The following is a 19,806-nucleotide window of genomic DNA, read 5'->3' as shown; positions in this document are numbered from 1 at the left end:
ACCGGTCGTGGTCGGCGGCGGCGCACACGCTCGATACCCTTGACAGCATGAAGTCGCACCAGACCGCCCAGACGATGAAGCCCGCCACCGCGGCGAAGAAGCTGGGTGTGTACCTTGAGGCCACCCCCGCCGAGTTCCAGGAGGGCGTCGTCTCGCGCAGCGAGCTGAACGCGCTGCAGACCGACCCGCCCGAGTGGCTCCAGGAGCTGCGCCGCACCGGCCCGCACCCCCGCCCGGTCGTCGCGGCCAAGCTCGGCGTCTCCATCGCGGGTCTCGCCCGCGGCGGCGTCACCGAGCCCCTCACCACGGAACAGATCGACGCGCTGAAGAAGGACAGCCCCGAGTGGCTCCAGAAGGAGCGCGCCACCCAGGCCGAGGTCCGCAAGGAAGCGGTCCGCATCAAGGAGAAGAACGCCGAGCGGGCCGAGCAGTCCCGCACCCCGCGCTCCTGATCCACCGGAAGCGCCCCAGCGCCTCCCGCACCTCCCGTACTCCCCGTACGACACCGGCCGGACCGCGGGCGGTCCCCACCACCTCGGTGAGGACCGCCGGCGGCCCGGCCTCCGTCGTTCTCGGGCAGCCTCGCGGGGTCCGGCGCGGCGGCCCGCGGTCACCGCTCCGTCATGGCACGTCCCACCGCACCAGCGCCTTGGCGGCCGGCTCGCCGCCGCGCCGCGCGTACGTCAGCCGCTCGCGCACCTCGCGCGGCGTCCGGGGCCGGTACCCGGGGCCGCCGCAGCAGCTCTTGTGGAAGCCCACGCCGGCGTTCAGCAGCACGGTGAGGCTCCGCCATGCCGCGGTGTCCCGTCGCCGGGGCGTGGCGAACGCCGAACCCGCGTGGATCATCGGTTCCGCGCAGCGCGGGCACGTCCGCGCTCTCGCGGGGTCGTGGGGCTGCTTGTACGAGGCCCGGCAGGGGAGACAGACGTACGAGGTTTTCCCATGGCTCATGCGCTCAGCCTAGAGATCGTTCCGGGCGGCGGCAGCGGCATTTTCCGCGCCCGGGGATCGGTCGGCGGGCGGCACGGCGAAGCCGCTTGACCTTGACACGATGACAGGGTCTTCACTCCTTGCCGAGGAGGTGGTTTCGATGACGGCCACGCGACAGGACACGGACGCGGTACGAGCGGATGCGGTACGAGCGGCGCTTCGGGGGCTGGAGGACGGTCGTCCGTCCGTGCGGCTGCGGGCCGCGCTGGCGGTCGGCACGACGCCCGACCCGGGCTTCGTCGGCAAGCTGGTCGAGCGGTGCGCGGTCGAGCCGGAGTTCTTCGTCCGCGACATGCTGACCTGGGCGCTCACCCGCCATCCGGTGTCCTTGACGCTTCCCGAGCTGCTCCGCGAGGTCCGCTCGGAGCGGGTGCAGGCGCGGAGCCAGGCGCTGCACACGCTGTCCAAGATCGGGGACCGGCGGGCGTGGCCGGCGGTCACGGGGGCGCTGCTGTCCGACGCCGACGACGAGGTGGCGCGGAGCGCCTGGCGGGCCGTGGTCGTGCTGGTGCCGGAGGGCGAGGAGGTCGCGCTGGCGGCGGTGCTGGCGACGCAGCTCGGGCGCGGCGGGCGGGAGACGCAGCTGAGTCTCAGCCGGGCGCTGGTCGGGCTGGGGGAAGTGATCGCGCCGGCTCTTCTCGCCGCGACGACGGCTCCCGGCCCGGGCACCCGCGCGCATGCGCTGGCGACACAGCGGCTGCTGCGCGACCCGGACACCGGATTCGAGTCCGCGATCGAGGAGGCGAAGCGCGTAGTGGCCCTCGACGGATGGGGTCAGGAGGGATGATCGGGACGTGTTGATCGGTGAGGTGGCGCGACGGTCCGGGGTCAGTGCCCGCATGCTCCGGCATTACGAGTCGCTCGGCCTGGTGCGGCCTTCGGGCCGTTCCGGCTCCGGCTACCGGGAGTACTCCGGGGAGGACATCCGGCGGATCTTCCACATCGAGAGCCTGCGCTCGCTGGGGCTGTCGCTGCGCGAGGCCGGGCGCGCGCTCGACGATCCCGGTTTCACGCCCTCGGCGCTCGTCGACGACCTCATCCGGCAGACGCGCGAACGCATCGCGGCGGAGACCGAGCTGCTCACGCGGCTGCGCCGGATCGATGCCGCTGACCCCGCCGACTGGGAGGGCGCCCTCCAGGTCGTCTCGCTCCTCCAGGCGCTGGGGTCGAAGAGCGCCGATGTGCGCCAGCGCGCGGCCCTCTCCTCGGTCGACGAGGTTCCGGTCCCGGTGGAGGCCCTGGTCGAGGCGGTACTGACCGAGAAGGAGCCCAATGTCGCCGGGGCCCTTCGCTGGGCGCTGGCGCGCTCGGGCGACCGCGGCACGGCACTGCTGGCCAAGGGCCTCGGCTCACCGGTGGCCGCGGTGCGGGAGCGCGCCGTCCAGTCCCTCGCCGAGATGCCCGGCGACGAGGCCGCCGCGCACCTGCGGGACGCCCTCGCCCACGACGACCTCACGGTCCGCGGGCATGCGGCTCTGGTGCTCGGGGCGCGTGGTGCGGCCGATGCGGTCCCGACGCTCATCGACATGATCGTGGAGGGCGGGAACGACACCGGTGCGGCCGATGCGCTGAGCGTGCTGGCGGGCGACACCGCGACGGCGGACCGGATCGCGGCGGGGCTCGTCGACCGCCTCGCCCACGACACCGCCAAGGCGCCCGCGCGCGGACGGCTGACCCAGGCGCTGGGGGACATCCCCGGGGTGAGGGCGTCGGACGCCCTCGTGGAGCTGTCGCGGGACGCGGACCGTGCCGTCGCGCTGACCGCGGCGTACCTTCTTCAGCTGCGCGACGCGCGATGACGGATCCTCCCCGGTCCGCGGTCCCCTCAGGACTCCATTGCATAAAAGTGCGGTGCTGCGTATAGTCATGCCGTCGACAAGGAGGGTTCGATGGCGGTACGAGCAGCAGTGGCGGGCGCGAGCGGCTATGCGGGCGGGGAGGTGCTCCGGCTGCTTCTGGGGCATCCCGGGGTCGAGATCGGCGCGCTCACCGGCCATTCAAACGCCGGGCAGGCGCTCGGCGGACTTCAGCCGCATCTGACGCCGCTGGCCGGCCGGGTGCTGGAGCCCACCGAGGCCGAGGTGCTGGCGGGGCACGACGTCGTGTTTCTCGCGCTGCCGCACGGGCAGTCGGCCGCCGTGGCCGAGCGGCTCGGCGAGGATGTCCTCGTCATCGACATGGGGGCGGACTTCCGGCTGGCGGACGCCGCGGACTGGGAGAGGTTCTACGGCTCGGAGCACGCGGGGACCTGGCCTTACGGCCTCCCCGAGCTGCCGGGCGCGCGGGGCGCGCTGGCGGGGTCCAGGCGGATCGCGGTGCCCGGGTGCTACCCGACCGCCGTCTCGCTGGCGCTCTTCCCGGCGTACGCGGCGGACATCGCCGAGCCCGAGGCCGTGATCACGGCCGCCTCCGGCACCTCCGGCGCGGGCAAGACGCCCAAGGCGCATCTGCTGGGCTCCGAGGTGATGGGTTCGATGAGCCCGTACGGCGTGGGCGGCGGCCACCGGCACACCCCCGAGATGATCCAGAACCTGAGCGCGGTGGCGGGGGAGCGGGTCACGGTCTCCTTCACCCCGACCCTCGCCCCCATGGCGCGCGGCATCCTCGCCACCTGCTCCGCGAGGGCGAGGCCGGGCGTCACGGCGGCGGACGTACGGGCCGCCTATGAGAAGGCCCTCGCCGACGAGCCCTTCGTCCGGCTGCTCCCCGAGGGGCAGTGGCCCGCGACCGCGTCCGTGTACGGCTCCAACGCCGCGCAGATCCAGGTCGCGTACGACGAGAGCGCCCGCCGGATCATCGCGATCAGCGCCATCGACAACCTGACCAAGGGCACCGCCGGCGGCGCGGTGCAGAGCATGAACATCGCCCTGGGCCTCGACGAGACCACAGGACTCTCAACGATCGGAGTGGCACCGTGAGCGTCACGGCAGCGCAAGGATTCACGGCGGCGGGCATCGCCGCCGGAATCAAGGAGAACGGCAACCCGGACCTGGCCCTCGTGGTCAACAACGGTCCCCGCCGCGCCGCCGCGGGCGTCTTCACCTCCAACCGCGTCAAGGCGGCCCCGGTCCTCTGGTCCGAGCAGGTCCTCAAGGGCGGCACGGTCGGCGCCGTCGTCCTGAACTCCGGCGGGGCCAACGCCTGCACCGGCCCGCAGGGCTTCCAGGACACCCACGCCACCGCCGAGAAGGCCGCCGAGGTCCTGGGGGACCACAGCGCGGGCGAGATCGCCGTCGCCTCCACCGGTCTCATCGGCCTGCTCCTCCCCATGGACAAGCTGCTGCCGGGCATCGAGAAGGCGGCGGGCGAGCTCTCCCCGTACGGCGGCGAGAAGGCCGCCATCGCCATCAAGACCACCGACACCGTTCACAAGACCGCCGTCCGCCAGGGCGAGGGCTGGACCGTCGGCGGCATGGCCAAGGGGGCCGGAATGCTCGCCCCCGGGCTCGCCACCATGCTCGTCGTGCTCACCACCGACGCCGATGTCGACAGCCCCGCCCTGGACCGGGCGCTGCGCGAGGCCACCCGCACCACCTTCGACCGGGTGGACTCCGACGGCTGCATGTCCACCAACGACACCGTGCTGCTGCTCGCCTCCGGCGCGTCCGGGACGGTCCCCGAGGAGGCCGCGTTCGCCGAGGCCGTCCGGGCCGTCTGCGACGATCTCGCCCGTCAGCTCATCGGCGACGCCGAGGGCGCGTCCAAGGACATCCGCATCGAGGTCGTGGGCGCGGCCACCGAGGACGACGCCGTCGAGGTCGGCCGCTCGATCGCCCGCAACAACCTCCTCAAGTGCGCGATCCACGGGGAGGACCCCAACTGGGGCCGGGTGCTCTCCGCCATCGGCACCACCAAGGCCGTCTTCGAGCCCGACCGGCTCAATGTCGCGATCAACGATGTGTGGGTCTGCCGCGCGGGCAGCGTCGGCGAGGACCGGGACCTGGTGGACATGCGCTACCGCGAGGTGCGGATCACCGCGGACCTCTCGGCCGGCTCCGCCTCCGCCGTCATCTGGGCCAACGACCTCACCGCCGACTACGTCCACGAGAACAGCGCGTACAGCTCATGAGCGGCCCCCAGACCCCCGCGCGCAAGCACACCGCGCTGCCGAAGGCCCGGATCCTCATCGAGGCGCTGCCCTGGCTGACCCGTCACCAGGGCAAGACCGTGGTGGTGAAGTTCGGCGGCAACGCCATGATCGACGAGGATCTGAAGGCGGCCTTCGCCCAGGACGTCGTCTTTCTCCACCACGCCGGCCTCAAGCCGGTCGTCGTCCACGGCGGCGGCCCGCAGATCAGCGCCCAGCTCGACAAGCAGGGCCTGGTCAGCGAGTTCAAGGCGGGGCTTCGGGTCACCACGCCCGAGGCGATGGACGTCGTACGGATGGTGCTGGCCGGACAGGTCCAGCGCGAGCTGGTCGGGCTGCTCAACCAGCACGGGCCGCTCGCCGTCGGTCTCACCGGCGAGGACGCCCACACCATCACCGCGACCAAGCACCAGCCGCTCATCGACGGCGTGCCGGTCGACATCGGCCGGGTCGGCGAGGTGACCAGGATCGACACCGGCGCCGTGAAGGCGCTGCTGGAGGACGGCCGGATCCCGGTCATCTCCTCCATCGCCCGTGCGGAGGACGACGGCCATGTCTACAACGTCAATGCTGATACGGCGGCTGCGGCTCTCGCTGCGGCGCTTGGCGCGGAGACCCTGATGGTGCTCACCGATGTCGAGGGCCTCTACGAGGACTGGCCCCACAGCGACGAGGTGATCAGCAGGCTCACCGCCACCCAGCTGGAGAAGCTGCTTCCGGATCTCTCCAGCGGGATGGTCCCCAAGATGGAGGGCTGTCTCTTCGCCGTCCGCAACGGGGTCAACACCGCCAGGGTGATCGACGGCCGGGTGCCGCACTCGATCCTGCTGGAGATCTTCACCGACGAGGGCATCGGCACCATGGTCGTGCCCGACGACCGGTCCGTCACCGAGGGGAAATGATGAGCAACCAGGAGTTCGCCCAGCGCTGGCGCGGAGTGATGGCCGACAACTACGGCACCCCGTCGCTCACCCTGGTCGGCGGCGAGGGCGCCCGCGTCCGGGACGCCGACGGTGTCACGTACACCGATTTCGTCGGCGGCATCGCCGTGAACGCGCTGGGCCACGGCCACCCCGCCGTGGTGGAGGCCGTCTCCCGGCAGATCGCCTCCCTCGGCCATGTCTCCAATCTGTACGCCGCCGAGCCGCCCCTCGCCCTCGCCGAGCGGCTGATCCAGCTGGCCGGCCGGCCGGGGCGGGCCTACTTCTGCAACTCGGGCGCGGAGGCCAATGAGGCCGCCTTCAAGATCGGCCGGCTGACCGGGCGTCCGCACATGGTCGCCACCTCCGGGGGCTTCCACGGCCGGACCATGGGGGCGCTCGCCCTCACCGGCCAGCCCGCCAAGCGGGATCCGTTCCTGCCGCTGCCCGGCGAGGTCACCCATGTTCCCTACGGGGACGCCGAGGCCCTGCGCGCCGCCGTCACCACCGAGACGGCGCTGGTGATCCTGGAGCCGATCCAGGGCGAGAACGGTGTGGTCGTCCCGGACCCCGGCTATCTGGAGGCGGCCAGGGAGATCACCCGGGCCACCGGCACCCTGCTGGTCCTGGACGAGGTCCAGACCGGCATCGGCCGGACGGGCCACTGGTTCGCCGCCCAGGCCGAGGGCGTCGAGGCCGATGTGGTCACCCTCGCCAAGGGGCTGGGCGGCGGGCTGCCGCTCGGCGCGGTGCTCGCCTTCGGCCCGGCCGCCGAGCTGCTGAAGCCCGGCCACCACGGCTCCACCTTCGGCGGCAACCCCGTCGCCTGCGCCGCCGGACTGGCCGTTCTGGACACTCTCGCCGCCGGTGGACTGCTCGACCAGGTCAAACGACTGGGGGAGAAGATCCGGGACGGAGTGGAATCTCTCGGACACGAGCTGGTCTCCCATGTCCGCGGCGCCGGCCTGTTGCTGGGTATCGTGCTCAACGAGCCCCTCGCGCCTCAGGTGCAGCTCGCGGCTCAGAACGCCGGCTTCCTGGTGAACGCCCCGGCCCCCGATGTCGTACGGCTGATGCCGCCGCTGATCATTGGTGAGGCGGACGTGGACGCGTTTCTCCAGGCCCTGCCCGGGGTTCTCGACACGGTCTACGAGCGGAACGGGACAGGACTAACCGGAGAATGAGACGACGATGACCGAGGCGCAGGACTCCGAGCAGGGTGGGCCCGCGGTACCGCAGACCCGTATGGCCCGCCACCGTCGGATCGTGGACATCCTCAACCGGCAGCCGGTCCGCTCACAGAGCCAGCTGGCGAAACTCCTCGCGGACAACGGGCTGAACGTCACCCAGGCGACGCTCTCCCGGGACCTCGACGAGCTGGGCGCGGTGAAGATCCGCAACACCGGTGGCGAGCTGATCTACGCGGTGCCCAGCGAGGGCGGCTTCCGCACCCCGCAGGCCCCTCTCGGCGAGTCGGCGAAGGAGGAACGGATGCGCCGGCTCTCCGGGGAGCTGCTGATCTCCGCGGAGGCCTCCGCCAATCTGGTGGTGCTGCGTACGCCCCCCGGGGCGGCGCAGTTCCTCGCCTCGGCCATCGACCAGGCCGAACTGCACGACATCCTCGGCACCATCGCGGGCGACGACACCCTGCTGCTGATCAGCCGGGGCCCCACCGGCGGGCAGGCGCTCGCCGACCATCTGCTGGGGCTGGCCCAGAAGGACCGCTAGCCCGCGACCGCGACGCGACCGCGTCCGCGTACGCCGTTCGGCCCGCACCCCGCTCCGGGGTGCGGGCCGAACGCGCGCCCGGGTCCGGTCAGACGGTGCGCGCCGGGAGCGGCAGCGGGAGCGCGGGCAGCCCGTCCAGGCTCACCCCCAGATGCTCCTTCTTCTCGCAGTACGCGGCGAACTCCTCGTCCGTCTTCCGCGCGAAGTGCTCGGCGTGCTGCGTCCGCTCCTCGTCGTACGTCATGAACGGCACCGCGAAGCCGCAGGCGTCGCTGATCCGGCGGGCGCGCACCAGCACGATCGCCCGCGCGCTCGGCCCGTCCACCTCGGCGAAGTGCCCGATCAGCTCCGCCCAGCGCGGATCGTCCCGGAAGACCGCCTCGCCCTGGCCGTGCACCCGCAGCACCTTGGGCGGCCCGGAGAAGGCGCACCACATCAGGGTGATCCTGCCGTTCCCCTCCTCGCGGAGATGGGCGACGGTCTCCGCGCTGCTGCCTCCGAAGTCCAGATAGGCCAGGGTCAGCCCGTCGATGACGACGAGGGTGCCGCTGCGGCCCTTGGGGGAGAGGTTGACATGGCCGTCGCCGCTCAGCGGGGCGGTCGCGGTGAAGAAGACGGGCTGTTGCTCGATGAATGTCCGGATACGGCCTTCTATGCGTTCATAGCGCTGTCCCATGAAGTCGATTATCGGCCCGATTCCGCGCTCCGGACCGGCCATTTCACCCCTTGAGAGCGCGGGGTGCGGGCCGCGCCACCCGGAGGGACGTTGACGAATCATGCGGGAGCTTGCATACTTATTCCATCACCGAATGCACCGTAAGGAGAATCCCGTGACCGAGCGCGTCGTACTCGCCTACTCGGGCGGTCTGGACACCTCTGTCGCCATCGGCTGGATCGCCGAGGAGACGGGCGCCGAGGTCATCGCCGTCGCCGTGGACGTCGGCCAGGGCGGCGAGGACCTGGACGTCATCCGCAAGCGCGCCCTCGCCTGCGGTGCGGTGGAGGCCGAGGTCGCCGACGCCAGGGACGAGTTCGCCGACGAGTACTGCCTCCCGGCGATCAAGGCCAACGCCCTCTACATGGACCGCTACCCGCTGGTCTCCGCGCTCTCCCGGCCCACGATCGTCAAGCACCTGGTCGCCGCCGCGAAGAAGCACAACGCCGGCATCGTCGCCCACGGCTGCACCGGCAAGGGCAACGACCAGGTCCGCTTCGAGGCCGGCATCTCCGCCCTCGGCCCCGACCTGAAGTGCATCGCCCCGGTCCGCGACTACGCGATGACCCGGGACAAGGCGATCGCCTTCTGCGAGGAGAAGCAGCTCCCGATCGTCACCACCAAGAAGTCGCCGTACTCCATCGACCAGAACGTCTTCGGGCGGGCCGTGGAGACCGGCTTCCTGGAGGACATCTGGAACGCGCCGATCGAGGACGTCTACGAGTACACCTCCAACCCGGCCGAGCCCCGCGAGGCCGACGAGGTCGTCATCTCCTTCAAGGCGGGCGTCCCGGTCGCCATCGACGGCAGGCCCGTCACCGTCCTCCAGGCGATCCAGCAGCTCAACGAGCGGGCCGGCGCCCAGGGCATCGGCCGGATCGACATCGTCGAGGACCGTCTCGTGGGCATCAAGTCCCGCGAGGTGTACGAGGCCCCCGGCGCGATCGCGCTGATCACCGCCCACCAGGAGCTGGAGAACGTCACGGTCGAGCGCGAGCTGGCCCGCTACAAGCGGCAGGTCGAGCAGCGCTGGGGCGAGCTGGTCTACGACGGCCTGTGGTTCTCCCCGCTCAAGCGCGCCCTGGACGGCTTCATCAACGAGGCCAACCAGCACGTCACCGGTGACATCCGGATGACCCTGCACGGCGGGCGCGCCGTCGTCACCGGCCGCAAGTCGGACGAGTCGCTCTACGACTTCAACCTCGCCACCTACGACACCGGCGACACCTTCGACCAGTCCAAGGCCCAGGGCTTCATCGAGATCTTCGGCCTCTCCTCGAAGATCGCCGCCAGGCGCGACCTCGCCTGACACCCGCCGTCACACCGCCGCCGCCCCGCCCACCCGGGGCGGCCGGCGGCCCCGGGCCGGGCGTGGGCCCGGGGAGCGGCAGTACATCCACTCATCCGAGGAGCTTCAGCAGTGAGCAGCAACAGCGGTGACGTCCGGCTCTGGGGCGGACGGTTCGCCGACGGTCCCGCGAAGGCGCTGGCGGCGCTCTCCGCCTCCGTCCACTTCGACTGGCGTCTCGCGCCGTACGACATCGCCGGCTCCCGCGCCCACGCCCGGGTGCTGCGCACGGCGGGGCTGCTCACCGAGGACGAACTGACCCGGATGATCGCCGGGCTCGATCTGCTGGAGGCCGACGTCGCCTCCGGCGACTTCGTGGGGACCGTCGCCGACGAGGACGTCCACACCGCCCTGGAGCGCGGGCTGCTGGAGCGTCTCAGCCCCGACCTCGGGGGCAAGCTGCGGGCCGGCCGCTCCCGCAACGACCAGGTCGCCACGCTCTTCCGGATGTATCTGCGCGACCACGCGCGGATCATCGGCGGGCTGATCGCCGAGCTCCAGGACGCGCTGGTGGGACTCGCCGAGGCGCACCCCGACGTGGCCATGCCCGGCCGTACGCATCTTCAGCACGCGCAGCCGGTCCTCTTCGCCCACCATGTGCTCGCCCATGTCCAGGCCTTCTCCCGGGACGCCGAGCGGCTGCGCCAGTGGGACGCGCGCACGGCGGTCTCGCCGTACGGCTCCGGGGCGCTCGCGGGCTCCTCGCTGGGGCTCGACCCCGAGGCGGTCGCGGCCGACCTGGGCTTCGAGGGCGGTTCGGCGGGCAACTCGATCGACGGCACGGCCTCGCGCGACTTCGTGGCGGAGTTCGCCTTCATCACCGCGATGATCGGGGTGAACCTCTCCCGGATCGCGGAGGAGATCATCATCTGGAACACGAAGGAGTTCTCCTTCGTCACCCTCCACGACGCCTTCTCCACCGGCTCCTCGATCATGCCGCAGAAGAAGAACCCGGACATCGCGGAGCTGGCGCGCGGCAAGTCCGGCCGGCTCATCGGCAATCTCACGGGTCTGCTGGCGACCCTGAAGGCGCTGCCGCTGGCGTACAACCGGGATCTCCAGGAGGACAAGGAGCCGGTCTTCGACTCCTGCGACCAGCTGGAGGTCCTGCTGCCCGCCTTCACCGGGATGATGGCCACCCTCACCGTGCACCGGGAGCGGATGGAGGAGCTGGCCCCGGCCGGCTTCTCGCTCGCCACCGACATCGCCGAGTGGCTGGTCCGGCAGGGGGTGCCGTTCCGGGTCGCCCACGAGGTCGCGGGCGAGTGCGTCAAGGAGTGCGAGGGCCGGGGCATCGAGCTGGACCAGCTCTCGGACGAGGAGTTCGCCAAGATCTCCGAGCATCTGACCCCCGAGGTCCGCACGGTGCTCAACGTCCCGGGCGCGCTGGCCTCCCGCAACGGCCGGGGCGGCACCGCCCCGTCCGCCGTGGCGGTCCAGCTCGCCGAGGTCAGGGCGGATCTGGCCGTGCAGCACACCTGGGCCGCCGCCAAGCGGTAGTCCCCTCCTCCCCTCGCAGCGCCGCCGCCCGTCACGGGCGGCGGCGCTGCGTCGTTCACGGGGTGGCTCCGGGAGCAGCGGTGAGACATTCATGTCTCATTTGGGTTATGGTTGTCTCATGACCGTGGATCGCGAGCAGGTGCTCAGAAGCGCCGCCACCCTTCTCTCCCACAAGGCCACCGCCACGATGGACGAGGTGGCCAAGGCCGCCGGCATCGGCCGCGCCACCCTGCACCGGCACTTCGCCGGGCGGGACGCGCTGGTCCGGGCGCTGGAGGAGCTCGGGCTGCGCGAGTTCGAGGCCGCCGTCGAATCGGCCAGGCTCCACGAGGGCGACCCGGCCGACGCGCTGCGCCGGCTCGTCACCGCCTCCACCCCGGCCACCGGTCTGCTCGGCTTCCTGATCTCCGAGAACCAGCTCTTCGAGGGCGAGCACGTCAACGAGGGCTGGGACCGGCTCGACGCCCGCATCGCCGCGCTCTTCCGGCGCGGCCAGGAGGAGGGCGGCTTCCGCGTCGACCTCAGCGCGAGCTGGCTCGCCGAAGCCCTCTACGGACTGATCAGCGCGGGAGCCTGGTCGGTCCACTCCGGCCGGCTGGCCGCCAACGACTACCAGTACATGACCACCGAGCTGCTGCTCGGCGGCTGCACCAGACGGAGCGTGAAGGAATGAACGGCACCGACCTCAAGGCCCGGGAGGCGGTGCGCGCGCCCGGCCGCTGGCTCGCGCTCGCCGTGCTCGTACTGGCCGTACTGCTGGTCGCGGTGGACGCCACCGTGCTCGGCCTGGCCACCCCGTATCTGAGCGAGGACCTCCAGCCGTCCGGCACCCAGCTCCTCTGGATCGGCGACGTCTACTCCTTCGTCATCGCCGGTCTGCTGATCTCCATGGGCAGCCTCGGCGACCGCATCGGCCGCAAGAAACTCCTGCTGATCGGTGCCGTCGCCTTCGGCGCGGTCTCCGTGCTCAACGCCTACGCCACCAGCCCCGAGGCCATGATCGTGGCCCGCGCACTGCTCGGCGTCGCCGGCGCGACCCTGATGCCGTCCACGCTCGCCCTGATCCGCAACCTCTTCCACGACCCCAAGGAACGCAGCATCGCGGTCGGCATCTGGGGCGCCGCCGCCTCCGCCGGCGCGGCCGTCGGCCCGGTCGTCGGCGGTGTGCTGCTGGAGCACTTCTGGTGGGGCTCGGTCTTCCTGATCAACCTGCCCGTCATGGCGGTCCTGGTCCTCGTCGGCCTCAAGCTGCTCCCCGAGTCGCGCAACCCCGACCCGGGCCCCTGGGACCTCATCAGCGTCGCCCTGTCGCTGATCGGCATGGTCGCCGTCGTCTACGCCATCAAGGAGACGGCGGTGCACGGCCCGAGCCTGGCATCGGCGGGCTCGGCGGTGATCGGCATCAGCGCGCTGATCTGGTTCGTACGGAGGCAGCTCACCCTGCCCTCGCCGCTGCTCAATGTCCGGCTCTTCCACAACCGGGGCTTCTCCGGCGCGGTGCTGGCGGACCTGCTGACCATCCTCGGCCTCTCCGGGCTGGTCTTCTTCCTCTCCCAGTTCCTCCAGCTCGTCCAGGGGCGCTCCCCGCTGGAGGCCGGGCTGATCGAACTGCCCGCCGCGATCGGCGCGGTCGGCTCCGGTCTGCTCGCCGGACATCTGGCCCGCCGGGCCTCGGTGCGCAGCGCCGTCTCCGGCGGACTGGCGGCGGTCGGGATCGCGCTCGGCTCCTGTGTGCTGCTGACCGCCGAGACCGGGCCGCTCGCCATGGGGTTCGCGCTCTTCCTGGGCGGCCTCGGCGCGGGTCTCGCCTTCACGGTGACCGCCGACGTCATCCTCTCCAGCGTCCCGAAGGAGGAGGCGGGCGCGGCCTCGGCGGTCTCCGAGACGGCCTACGAACTCGGCGCGGCGCTCGGTATCGCGCTGCTGGGCTCGGTGGTCACCGGCGTCTACCGGAACTTCACCGTCCCCGACGGGGTGCCGGCCGAGGTCGCGGCGGAGGCCCGGGACTCCCTCGGCGGTGCGGCGCAGGCCGTCCAGGGGCTCCCCCAGGAGCAGGGCGCGGCCCTGCTCTCCTCGGCGCGGGACGCCTTCGCCGACGGCTTCCACGTGGCCGGCGCGGTCGGCTCGGCGGTGCTGCTGCTCACGGCCCTCGCCTCCTGGTTCCTGCTGAAGGGCCAGAAGCTGGAGGACGGCGTCGAGCACCCTTAGACAGGAAGAAGGGCCGGACCCCCGCTCGGGGTCCGGCCCTTTCCCCGTTTCTCAGGCGGCCTTCGCCTTGGTGGCGTACATGTCCACGTACTCCTGGCCGGACAGCCGCATCACCTCGGTCATCACCGAGTCGGTGACCGCGCGCAGCACATAGCGGTCGCGGTCCATGCCCTCGTACCGGGAGAACTCCATCGGCTCGCCGAAGCGCAGCGTCACCTTGCCGGGGCGCGGCAGGCCCGCGCCGCCGGGCTGGAGCTTGTCCGTGCCGATCACGGCGAACGGGACGACGGGCGCGCCGGTCATCAGGGTCAGCCGGGCGATTCCGGTACGGCCCCGGTAGAGCCGGCCGTCGGGGGAGCGGGTGCCCTCGGGGTAGATGCCGAAGACCTTGCCCTCCTCCAGCACCCGACGGCCCGTCATCAGCGCCGCCACTCCGCCGTTCGCGCCGTCGCGGTCCACCGGGATCATGCCGACGCCGGTGAAGAACCAGGCCATCGCGCGGCCCTTGAGGCCCTTCCCGGTGACGTACTCGTCCTTGCCGATGAAGTACACCGGGCGCGAGCACGACAGCGGCATGATCATCGAGTCGATGAAGGTGAGATGGTTTCCGGCCAGAATGACCGGGCCGGAGCCCGGGATGTTCTCCACGCCTTCCACCCGGGGACGGAACATCAAGCGCAGGAAAGGTCCTAGAACGGCCTTGATGATCGACAAGCGGGACAACGGGTCCTCCGGTGTCATGGGCGGACGGCGGCCGTGGGCAGCCTGGTTCTGCGCAGGTGAGGACGATACTCGCGGATCGCGTCCGATCGCACATCGGGTTCACGTTCTGGATACGGGCTGTTGACATCTGTTCGCGCCACGTTCGCCCCGGGTCCTCCCGCCGGCAGAGCTCGCTCCCTAGCGTCGGAAACGGCCGCCGGGCCCGGGATGTCACGGGGCGTCACCGCAGAGCACAGGAGGAATGCCGATGACACAGGGTGCGCAAGGTGCGCAAGGTGCGCAGGGTGCGGAGAACAGGGGAGTGCGGCGGCGGGCCGTCGGCGCGGCGGCGCTGGGCGGCGCGGTGCTCGGGGTCACGGGCGCGACCGCCCCGGCGGCCTCGGCCTCGGCCCCGGCGGGCGGGCGGCACGGCGGCGGGGGCTCGTACCGCTCACTGCCCCGCCCCGCGGTGATCGCCCACCGGGGAGCCAGCGGTTACCGGCCCGAGCACACCATCGGCGCGTATCAGCTCGCGCTCGACATGGGGGCCGATGTCATCGAGCAGGATCTGGTGCCCACCCGGGACGGCCATCTCGTATGCCGTCACGAGAACGACATCTCCGGCACCACCGATGTCGCCGACCGCCCCGAGTACGCCGCCCGGCGGGCGACCAAGAGGGTCGACGGCACCACCCTCACCGGCTGGTTCACCGAGGACTTCACCCTCGCGGAGCTGAAGACCCTGCGCACCCGCGAGCGCATCCCGCGCAACCGCCCCAAGAACACCCTCTACGACGGCCGCTGGGCCGTCCCCACCTTCGAGGAGGTGCTGCGCTGGGCCGAGGGGGAGGGCCGCCGCCGGGGCCGGCCCGTCTGGCTCCACGCCGAGACCAAGCACCCCACCTACTTCCGGGGGCTGGGGCTCGGTCTGGAGGAGCCGCTCGCCCGGCTGCTGCGCCGGTACGGCCGGCACCGCGCCGACTCCCCGGTCTTCCTCCAGTCCTTCGAGCCGGGCAGCATGCGGCGGATGGCCCGGCTGGTCTCCTCGCCGCGCGTGGTGCTGCTCTCCGCCCCGGGCGACCGGCCCTGGGACTTCGTCGAGGCCGGGGACCCGCGCACGGTGGCCGACCTGATCACCCCCGAGGGGCTGAGGTGGATCGCCTCCTTCGCCCAGGGCATCGGGCCCAGTCTCGACCTGGTCATCCCCCGGGACGCGAGCGGGGCGCTCGGCCGGCCGACGGCGCTGGTCCGCGAAGCCCACCGGAGGGATCTGATCGTCCACCCCTACACCCTGCGCAACGAGAACAGCTTCCTCCCCGCCGACTTCCGTCTCGACCACGGACTGCCCCCGGCGGTCGCGGCGAACGAGTACGGCGACGTCTTCGGCGCGTACCGCCGCTACCTCGCCACCGGGATCGACGGTATCTTCACCGACCACCCGGACACCGGGCTGCTCGCGGCGGCCGACTTCCGCGGCTGAGCGGGTCCGCCCGGGACGGGTCCGTGCCCCGAACGGGTGGTCGTCGGAGCCCGGCGGGGGGAGGCCGGGCGGCCCGGCCACCCGTACACCCGGAGTGCATATCCGGCTGCTGACTGCGATGTTGTTGTTCAGTGCCGCCACTTGCCGATAAATCGCAGGAGAGTTGGGAATATCACAGGGAAGTCTGGGGTCCAGGCGTTCCCGTTGCCTGGGATGCCTGCGCAGAATGCTCCCGACAGAGGTTGCGGCTCCTGAACATGGGGGAATGGAGCGATAAGACAACCGTAAGAGAACAGGTGAGCGGGAGGCATGCGCGCATGGGCATGAGCGTGACCATCTCAGCGGCGACAGCACAGGATGCCGAGCACATCCTCAAGCTGCAGTATCTCTGCTACCAGAGCGAGGCGGAGCTGTACGGCGACTACGCCATCGAGCCCCTCACCCAGTCGCTCGACGACCTGTGCGCCGAGATCGCAGGCGGGCACGCCCTGGTGGCCAGGCTCGGCGACGAAGTGGTCGCCTCCGTACGGGGCAGCGTCGGCCCGGACGGCATCGCCCGGATCGCCAAACTGATCGTCCATCCCCGGCTCCAGCGGCACGGCCTCGGCGGCCGGCTCCTCGACGCGATCGAGGACCGCTTCGCCGCCGCTTCGCCCGCCCAGCGGTACCGGCTCTTCACCGGCCACCGCAGCGAGGGCAATCTCCGGCTCTACCGCAGCCGGGGTTATGTGCCGGTCGCCCGCGAGGAGGTCGGGCCGAGGCTCACCCTGGTCACCCTGGAGAAGGAGGCCGCCGCGCTCGGGGCCTTCGTCGCCAGCGCCTGAGGAGGCGTCCGGCTCCCCGCCGCCTCGCGCGGTTCCGGGTTCAGGCCTCGGCCGGCCCGGTGCCGCGCGAGCGGCGCAGCCAGAGCATCCCGGTCACCGGCAGCAGCACCGGGATGAAGACATAGCCCATGCCGTACGCCGACCAGACGGTGGAGTCGGGGAAGGCCGACGGCTCCAGCACCGTCCAGGTGCCGACGATCAGCACACCGGCCAGCTCGGCCGCGCAGCACACCAGCGCGGCCCGGCGGGCCGTCTCCCCGCCGCGTACCAGGGTGTAGGTGATGAACGCGTACACCACGGCCGCGACGGCGGAGAGCGAGTGCGCGAGCGGGGCGGTGTCGAAGCGGACCGCGATCTCGTAGACCGAGCGGGACACCGCGCCGACGGACATCACCGAGTACAGCCACACCAGCAGCAGTCCCGGACCCGCGACCAGCCTGGTCCGCCCCGGGCGCTCGGACTTCCCGGCGGCCCCGGACTTCCCGGCGGCCTTCGTCCCGGCCGTGACGGGCTCGGTCATCGTCAGCCTCCCCAGATGTCGTAGAGCCGGACTTCCAGCACCGCGAGCACCACCGCGCCCGCCGCGACGGTCGCCGAACCCCAGCGGGTCCGCTCCGTCAGCGACAGGAAGGCGGCGGCCGGCACCGAGAGGAACGCCCCGATCAGATAGACCACGAAGGTCGTCGTCCCGTCGTGGGCCCGCTCGCCCCGCGCCAGCTGGACGATTCCCACCACCAGCTGTGCCAGCGCCAGCACCGACACCACGGCCATGCCGATGAAGTGCCAGTCCTTGGTCGGCTGGTCGCGGTACGCGGCGAAACCGCACCAGGCTGCGAGGGCGAGCGCGGCCACACCGACCGCGACCGTCAGGGCGTCAAGCATGGCTCCGAGACTATTACGGACCACGGGTCCCCGTGCGCGCGGCCCCGCGCGCCCGGAGGCCCGCGGCGGCGGCCGTGGCCTTGGCCACAACCCGGCCGTTCTCCCGGTCCCCGGCACCGGCCCTCCCCGACCGGCCAAACGGACGTATCCGTGCAGGTCAGCCCGGAAGCACCGGGATCGGCGCCAGAGGGCGGGCCGTCCGCATGGCACGAATGAACCGTCCGCTATGCGGACAGCCTTGGTCCGGCAGGAAAGCCATCTGCTTTACTTGCCGACATGACCACGACGAGCAGCCGCATCCTTGCGACCGAGGCGATCACGACGCCCGGTGCTCGTTGTATGTGTCGAATGTGCGCCTTCTGAGGGCCCCTGCCTGTACCTCGCGCCCCGAAGTGAGATCGCCCGCCGCTCGTCCCCCGTGGACGGCCGCTGCCCCGCACACGAGTCGTCCCCCCTCCGGGTGCCCCGCGCCCCCGGACTCCGACCGTGCCGCGTTCCCACCAGAAAGCCCAGAAGACGAACGCCCCGTGCCCCGGCGAGGACGCTCGCCCCGCACTCGACAGTGACGGACATCCCAGTGATCACCACAACGGGCCTCACCAAGGTCTACCGCTCGCGAGGACGCGAGATCACCGCCCTGGACGGCGTCGATCTCCATGTCAGGGAAGGCGAGGTGTACGGCGTCATCGGACAGAGCGGCGCCGGCAAGTCCTCGCTCATCCGCTGCGTCAACCTCCTTGAGCGCCCCACCTCCGGCACCGTGACCGTGGACGGCCAGGACCTCACCGCACTCGCCGGGCCCGGACCGCGCGCGGGCAGACAGCTCAGGGAGGCCCGCAGCCGTATCGGCATGGTCTTCCAGCACTTCAACCTGCTGTCCTCGCGCACCGTGCAGGACAACGTCGAACTGCCGCTGGAGATCCTCGGACACTCCGGACGGGAGCGCTCCAGGAAGGCGCTGGAACTGCTCGACCTGGTGGGCCTCGCCGACAAGGCCAAGTCCTACCCCAGTCAGCTCTCCGGCGGCCAGAAGCAGCGCGTCGGCATCGCCCGGGCGCTCGCCGGGGACCCCAAGGTCCTCCTCTCCGACGAGGCGACCAGCGCGCTCGACCCCGAGACCACCCGCTCCATCCTCCAGCTGCTGCGCGACCTCAACCGCCGCCTCGGCCTCACCGTCCTGCTCATCACCCATGAGATGGACGTCGTCAAGACGGTCTGCGACTCCGCCGCCCTGATGGAGAACGGCCGGATCGTCGAGTCCGGAACGGTCAGCGAACTCCTCGCCACCCCCGGCTCGGAACTCGCCGCCGCCCTCTTCCCGGTCAGCGGCGCGGCCTCGGGCGAGGACCGCACGGTCGTCGACGTCACCTTCCACGGGGACGCCGCCACCCAGCCGGTGATCTCCCAGCTCTCCCGCACCTACAACATCGACATCTCGATCCTCGGCGCGGCGATGGACACCGTCGGCGGCCTCCAGGTCGGCCGGATGCGCATCGAGCTGCCCGGCCGCTTCGAGGAGAACGTCGTCCCGATCGGCTTCCTCCGCGAACGGGGCCTCCAGGTCGAGGTCGCCGACACGGCACCCGCGCCCGCCGCCACCACCGTGCCCGGCCCCGCCGCCGTCTCCGCCCCCGTCGCCAAGGAAGGTGCCAAGTGACCTGGTCGGAGATGCGCCCGCTGCTGGAGCAGGCCTGTTGGGACACCCTTTACATGGTCGGCTGGTCGACCGCCATATCCATCGCCCTGGGACTGCCGCTCGGCATCCTCCTCGTCCTCACCGACCGGGGCGGACTGCTGAGCAGCCCGCTGCTCAACAAGGTGATCGGCCAGATCGTCAACATCACCCGGTCCATGCCGTTCATCATCCTCATGGTCGCGCTGCTGCCGTTCACCCTGGCGATCGCCGGCACCACCATCGGCCGCGACGGGGCGATCGTCCCCCTGGCGGTCGGGGCCATCCCCTTCTTCGCCCGGCTGGTGGAGACCTCCGTCCGCGAGGTGGACGGCGGGCTCGTCGAAGCCGTCCAGTCCATGGGCGGCAGCGTCTGGACCGTCGTACGGAAGGTGCTCGTGCCCGAGTCCCTCCCGTCGCTCATCGCCGGCGCCACCACCACCGTCGTCGCGCTCATCGGCTACTCGGCGATGGCCGGCTCGGTCGGCGCGGGCGGCCTCGGCGACATCGCCATCCGCTACGGCTACATGCGCTTCGAGAACGAACTGATGTGGATCACGGTCGCGATCCTCGCCGTCGTCATCTCCCTCATCCAGTTCGCCGGCGACTACGCCGCCCGCGGCCTGCACCGGCGCGGACGCGGCGGACCGGCCCCCAGACTGCGCCTCCTCAAGGCCGTCCCCAAGGACCCGGTACCGGAACCGGTGCCCACCAAGACCCTCTGACCGACCCCACCCGGGGCGCACCACC

General features: G+C 71.6%; 21 protein-coding genes and 1 pseudogene. 17 read left to right on the top strand and 5 right to left on the bottom strand.

Features of this window, described 5'->3' with window-relative positions:
• The first annotated feature begins 47 nt into the window (after positions 1-47).
• Positions 48-452, top strand: coding sequence for a DUF5997 family protein (locus ABD371_RS30330; RefSeq protein WP_344483954.1), 405 nt, complete (start codon positions 48-50; stop codon positions 450-452).
• Between the two features lie 169 nt (positions 453-621).
• Here ABD371_RS30330 and ABD371_RS30325 read toward each other — a convergent pair whose 3' ends face one another.
• On the bottom strand, positions 622-951 hold the full coding sequence (locus tag ABD371_RS30325; protein ID WP_344483951.1) for a deoxyxylulose-5-phosphate synthase: 330 nt from the start codon (positions 949-951) through the stop codon (positions 622-624).
• 139 nt (positions 952-1,090) lie between these two features.
• Here ABD371_RS30325 and ABD371_RS30320 point away from each other — a divergent pair, with 139 nt between their 5' ends.
• The 7 genes from ABD371_RS30320 to ABD371_RS30290 all read left to right on the top strand — a co-directional run bounded on the left by ABD371_RS30320 (position 1,091) and on the right by ABD371_RS30290 (position 7,725).
• Positions 1,091-1,777, top strand: a complete 687-nt coding sequence (locus ABD371_RS30320) for a HEAT repeat domain-containing protein (RefSeq protein WP_344483948.1) — start codon at positions 1,091-1,093, stop codon at positions 1,775-1,777.
• Positions 1,778-1,784: 7 nt separating this feature from the next.
• Positions 1,785-2,789 (top strand): MerR family transcriptional regulator, encoded by a 1,005-nt coding sequence (locus tag ABD371_RS30315; RefSeq protein WP_344483945.1) that lies wholly within the window; start codon positions 1,785-1,787, stop codon positions 2,787-2,789.
• A 90-nt stretch (positions 2,790-2,879) separates the two neighbouring features.
• A complete protein-coding gene (gene argC, locus ABD371_RS30310) occupies positions 2,880-3,908 on the top strand; it encodes an N-acetyl-gamma-glutamyl-phosphate reductase (protein WP_344483942.1) in 1,029 nt (342 codons plus the stop codon).
• Positions 3,905-5,059: a bifunctional glutamate N-acetyltransferase/amino-acid acetyltransferase ArgJ gene (gene argJ / locus ABD371_RS30305; protein ID WP_344483939.1), complete on the top strand. Its 1,155-nt coding sequence runs from the start codon at positions 3,905-3,907 to the stop codon at positions 5,057-5,059. The genes argC and argJ overlap by 4 nt, the downstream gene beginning before the upstream one ends.
• Positions 5,056-5,979 carry an acetylglutamate kinase gene (gene argB / locus ABD371_RS30300; protein WP_344483936.1) on the top strand — a complete coding sequence of 308 codons (924 nt, stop codon included), beginning with the start codon at positions 5,056-5,058 and terminating at the stop codon, positions 5,977-5,979. The genes argJ and argB overlap by 4 nt, the downstream gene beginning before the upstream one ends.
• Positions 5,979-7,181, top strand: a complete 1,203-nt coding sequence (locus ABD371_RS30295) for an acetylornithine transaminase (RefSeq protein WP_344483933.1) — start codon at positions 5,979-5,981, stop codon at positions 7,179-7,181. Before argB ends, ABD371_RS30295 begins: the two co-directional genes overlap by 1 nt.
• Before the next feature lie 7 nt (positions 7,182-7,188).
• Positions 7,189-7,725 carry an arginine repressor gene (locus ABD371_RS30290; RefSeq protein WP_190124373.1) on the top strand — a complete coding sequence of 179 codons (537 nt, stop codon included), beginning with the start codon at positions 7,189-7,191 and terminating at the stop codon, positions 7,723-7,725.
• 88 nt (positions 7,726-7,813) lie between these two features.
• Here the strand turns inward: ABD371_RS30290 and ABD371_RS30285 are convergent, their stop codons facing one another.
• Positions 7,814-8,401 carry a pyridoxamine 5'-phosphate oxidase family protein gene (locus tag ABD371_RS30285; protein ID WP_344483928.1) on the bottom strand — a complete coding sequence of 196 codons (588 nt, stop codon included), beginning with the start codon at positions 8,399-8,401 and terminating at the stop codon, positions 7,814-7,816.
• A 154-nt stretch (positions 8,402-8,555) separates the two neighbouring features.
• Between ABD371_RS30285 and ABD371_RS30280 the strand changes: the two genes are divergently transcribed.
• The 4 genes from ABD371_RS30280 (at position 8,556) to ABD371_RS30265 (ending at position 13,496) form a co-directional block, all read left to right on the top strand.
• Positions 8,556-9,749: an argininosuccinate synthase gene (locus ABD371_RS30280; protein WP_344483925.1), complete on the top strand. Its 1,194-nt coding sequence runs from the start codon at positions 8,556-8,558 to the stop codon at positions 9,747-9,749.
• A 111-nt stretch (positions 9,750-9,860) separates the two neighbouring features.
• The gene (gene argH / locus ABD371_RS30275) at positions 9,861-11,288 is read left to right on the top strand and encodes an argininosuccinate lyase (RefSeq protein ID WP_344483922.1); all 1,428 of its coding nucleotides are present in this window, start codon (positions 9,861-9,863) and stop codon (positions 11,286-11,288) included.
• Positions 11,289-11,406: 118 nt separating this feature from the next.
• Positions 11,407-11,961 (top strand): TetR/AcrR family transcriptional regulator, encoded by a 555-nt coding sequence (locus ABD371_RS30270; protein WP_344483919.1) that lies wholly within the window; start codon positions 11,407-11,409, stop codon positions 11,959-11,961.
• Positions 11,958-13,496 (top strand): MFS transporter, encoded by a 1,539-nt coding sequence (locus tag ABD371_RS30265; RefSeq protein ID WP_344483916.1) that lies wholly within the window; start codon positions 11,958-11,960, stop codon positions 13,494-13,496. Before ABD371_RS30270 ends, ABD371_RS30265 begins: the two co-directional genes overlap by 4 nt.
• A 51-nt stretch (positions 13,497-13,547) precedes the next feature.
• Here the strand turns inward: ABD371_RS30265 and ABD371_RS30260 are convergent, their stop codons facing one another.
• Positions 13,548-14,210: a lysophospholipid acyltransferase family protein gene (locus ABD371_RS30260; RefSeq protein WP_190124515.1), complete on the bottom strand. Its 663-nt coding sequence runs from the start codon at positions 14,208-14,210 to the stop codon at positions 13,548-13,550.
• Between the two features lie 256 nt (positions 14,211-14,466).
• Between ABD371_RS30260 and ABD371_RS30255 the strand changes: the two genes are divergently transcribed.
• From ABD371_RS30255 to ABD371_RS30245, 3 genes and pseudogenes are all read left to right on the top strand, one after another.
• Positions 14,467-15,678 carry a glycerophosphodiester phosphodiesterase gene (locus ABD371_RS30255; RefSeq protein WP_344483898.1) on the top strand — a complete coding sequence of 404 codons (1,212 nt, stop codon included), beginning with the start codon at positions 14,467-14,469 and terminating at the stop codon, positions 15,676-15,678.
• 151 nt (positions 15,679-15,829) lie between these two features.
• Positions 15,830-15,955, top strand: a pseudogene (locus ABD371_RS30250) (sigma-70 family RNA polymerase sigma factor); the annotation flags it as partial.
• A 40-nt stretch (positions 15,956-15,995) separates the two neighbouring features.
• Entirely contained in the window at positions 15,996-16,502 is a 507-nt protein-coding gene (locus tag ABD371_RS30245; RefSeq protein ID WP_344483895.1) for a GNAT family N-acetyltransferase, read from the top strand.
• 40 nt (positions 16,503-16,542) lie between these two features.
• Here the strand turns inward: ABD371_RS30245 and ABD371_RS30240 are convergent, their stop codons facing one another.
• Both ABD371_RS30240 and ABD371_RS30235 read right to left on the bottom strand, forming a co-directional pair.
• Positions 16,543-17,022 (bottom strand): hypothetical protein, encoded by a 480-nt coding sequence (locus tag ABD371_RS30240; RefSeq protein WP_344483892.1) that lies wholly within the window; start codon positions 17,020-17,022, stop codon positions 16,543-16,545.
• A gap of 2 nt (positions 17,023-17,024) precedes the next feature.
• Positions 17,025-17,384 carry a hypothetical protein gene (locus tag ABD371_RS30235; RefSeq protein WP_344483889.1) on the bottom strand — a complete coding sequence of 120 codons (360 nt, stop codon included), beginning with the start codon at positions 17,382-17,384 and terminating at the stop codon, positions 17,025-17,027.
• A gap of 577 nt (positions 17,385-17,961) precedes the next feature.
• Between ABD371_RS30235 and ABD371_RS30230 the strand changes: the two genes are divergently transcribed.
• The gene (locus tag ABD371_RS30230) at positions 17,962-19,041 is read left to right on the top strand and encodes a methionine ABC transporter ATP-binding protein (protein WP_344483886.1); all 1,080 of its coding nucleotides are present in this window, start codon (positions 17,962-17,964) and stop codon (positions 19,039-19,041) included.
• Entirely contained in the window at positions 19,038-19,781 is a 744-nt protein-coding gene (locus ABD371_RS30225; protein ID WP_344483883.1) for a methionine ABC transporter permease, read from the top strand. Before ABD371_RS30230 ends, ABD371_RS30225 begins: the two co-directional genes overlap by 4 nt.
• Positions 19,782-19,806: the final 25 nt, after the last annotated feature.

Source organism: Streptomyces amakusaensis (genome assembly GCF_039532665.1).
Classification (GTDB): domain Bacteria; phylum Actinomycetota; class Actinomycetes; order Streptomycetales; family Streptomycetaceae; genus Streptomyces; species Streptomyces amakusaensis.
This window is presented reverse-complemented; position numbering and strand designations above follow the sequence as displayed.